The organism is Blautia sp. HCP28S3_G10 (assembly GCF_052065235.1).
GTDB lineage: Bacteria > Bacillota > Clostridia > Lachnospirales > Lachnospiraceae > Blautia_A.
This window is the reverse complement of sequence record NZ_JBQHUL010000095.1, coordinates 1-895: the sequence shown is the minus strand read 5'-3', so window position 1 is coordinate 895 and position 895 is coordinate 1. Positions and strand designations below refer to the sequence as shown.

The window sequence follows — 895 nt, the reverse complement described above, 5'->3', positions numbered from 1 at the left end:
CCAATGTCATTTACTTAAGGAAATTCCTTGTAAAAAAGGAGTTTCCTTTTTTATTACCAGTAACTCAAAAAACACTTGACAATACCTCATGTTTGTGCGGCTTTTTTCTGATTACAGTCAGAAAAAAGCCAATTAGTTAGGAACATATTACCGTTCATTCATCTAACTAAGGAGGCAAAATGAAGTATTCTACTTTTGTAAAACAAATGCTTATGACATCTATTGACGAACTGTCTCAAATACCCGAAGATTATGCAGTACATCCGGATAAAGATTTTACCCGAAACAGAAAAATTGGATTGCAGGAGTTCCTTCTTCTTTTACTGACTATGGAAAATGACAGCTTAAAAGAAGAACTTTACCGTTTTTTCGGATGCACAGATAAAGCTCCAACAAAAGCAGCTTTTTATCACCAGCGAACAAAATTAAAGCCCAATGCTTTATGGAATCTTTTGCAGATTTTTAACTCAAAATTTAAACCTGCTTTATATAAAAATCATTATCGGCTGGTTGCATGTGATGGATCTGTTGCAGACATCTTCCGCAATGAAAAGGATAAAGATACCTATTTTGAGCCAAACAACAAATCTCCCAGAGGATTTAATCAAATCCATATTAATGCACTTTATTCTATCATGGATAGGCAGTTTCTGGATGTGCTTGTTCAACCAGCAAGGAAGCGCAATGAGTATAGTGCTTTCTGCGAAATGGTCGATCGTGTTAAAAATGATTATCCAACGATATATATCGCAGACCGTGGTTACGCTTCTTACAATGATTTTGCACATGTATTGGAAAAACAGCAGTATTTTCTAATACGCTGCACAGATGTTAAAACTTCCAGACTTCTGGGATTTCCTCTTGATAACATCAAAGAACTTGACTGCCATGTGGA

At 35.6% G+C, this 895-nt stretch carries 1 protein-coding gene; it reads left to right on the top strand.

The window, feature by feature from the left end:
• Positions 1-179: 179 nt before the first annotated feature.
• Positions 180-895, top strand: a 716-nt coding sequence (locus tag ACTNB8_RS16350; RefSeq protein WP_441056113.1) for a transposase, incomplete at its 3' end; no start/stop codon positions are given.